At 46.0% G+C, this 1,612-nt stretch carries 2 protein-coding genes; both read right to left on the reverse strand.

Features of this window, described 5'->3' with window-relative positions:
• On the reverse strand, positions 1-1,166 hold a 1,166-nt coding region (locus AB5935_RS25505), incomplete at its 3' end, for a PAS domain-containing sensor histidine kinase (protein ID WP_368327817.1).
• A 53-nt stretch (positions 1,167-1,219) separates the two neighbouring features.
• The coding region (locus AB5935_RS25510) for a helix-turn-helix domain-containing protein (RefSeq protein WP_368327818.1) at positions 1,220-1,612 on the reverse strand (393 nt) is incomplete at its 5' end.

Genomic DNA, 1,612 nt, shown 5'->3' on the forward strand with positions numbered 1-1,612 from the left:
GAGAAGAAAGGACTGAACAGTTTAGCTTCTGTTTCTTTGCTGATTCCCTGACCGTTATCTATCACTTCAACAGTGGCCGGAGCGAGGGTGCGGACTATTATTTCCCCATCGGCTTCAATGCTTTCCGCTGCATTTTTGATGATATTTACGAGTACTTGCTCAAACAAAGCGGCATCCAGCATCACATCTTTCACACTTTCGTCTATTTCCATGCGGAGTGCAATGCGACGGTCATTACACATTCCTTCCATAAACCGCTTGCAGGTGAAAACCAAATCATTCAGATTAACAGAAGAAAGTGTCGGTTCGGGGATTTTCACCACATCGGCAAAACGGGTGATGAAACGACTCATCGAGAAACAACGGTCGGTACATACACGCATCACGTCGCAGATGTCTTCCATTCCTTCTTCGCTGGAAAGGGCTTGTTCTACCGTATCCAGTGTGGAAGTAATGCCGGCAGTCGTGTTGTTCACTTCGTGGGCAATCATGCGAATCACTTTCTCGTATGCTTTCTTTTCCGCTTTCATCACTTCGTCGGTGAGGGTTTCTACCAAGTAGAAGGGATGCTGAAATCCACGATCAATGAAAGAAGAATGAGTACACCGGTAGATATTCGAGTCGTTCAGACGGACGGTTACCTTCTCTCCTTTCGGGAGGTTAGCCAATTCCACCGCTAACGGAGAATCAATCTCTTTCATCTTCTTGCCTTGTACGTCTTCCAAACGAACACCCAGCATTTTCAAAGCCATCGGATTCAATTCCGAAAGGTCTTCATCAAGGGAAGTTATAATCACTCCCATCGGAGAAGCTTTAATCAGCAAATCAAGAAAATTATTCTGTTCACGCAGGCGGAGACGTTCATTCTTGAGCTGTTCCATCATGCGGTTGAAGATATTCACCACACGATCGGCCTCATATTGGCCTACAGGACTAAGGCGGCTACTGAAATCCTGCTCACGCAACAATTCCATACCGCTTCCGATTGTATTCAACGGCTTCACGATCTTACGATAGAAAAAGGTCAGATAAATGAGGATGAAAAGTATCAGCCCCTCCCCTATGTAGAAAAAGATTGTATTCAGTTGACTGGAAAGGAACAGCAATACACTACCTAATGCCAGCAGCAGAAAGACTAGTATGTAAAAGAATCCTTTTATACGCACGTTATCTGTGGTTACGGTTAATCTTAATATTATTAGGCACGTGCCTAAATCTATCACATTGTTATATTATATTTTTCGAGACGGCGATAGAGCGCTGCACGGCTGATACCCAATGCCGTAGCTACCTGACTCAAATTTCCTTTGTAACGGTCCAACGCCTGGAGAATGGTCTGGCGCTCTATTTCATCCAAAGTCATACCGGCCAGAGCTGCGCCTTCGGTTACTCTTGCGTCATCGTGGCGAATATACTGCGCATCAAAGTCGGAAGCATCAAGCAGCGGTTTACCACTTACCAGAATGGTACGTTCCACCAAGTTCTTCAATTCACGAATATTCCCCGGATAGGGCAAACGGCTCAAGAATTGCAGGGCATCGGCAGAGAACTCTGTACGGGGCAATCCGTTGGTTACCGCCTGACGGTCGGCAAAATGACGTGCCAGCAAAGG

Source organism: Phocaeicola sp. RTP21198st1_B8_RTP21198_201120 (assembly GCF_040929485.1).
Lineage (GTDB): Bacteria > Bacteroidota > Bacteroidia > Bacteroidales > Bacteroidaceae > Phocaeicola > Phocaeicola dorei.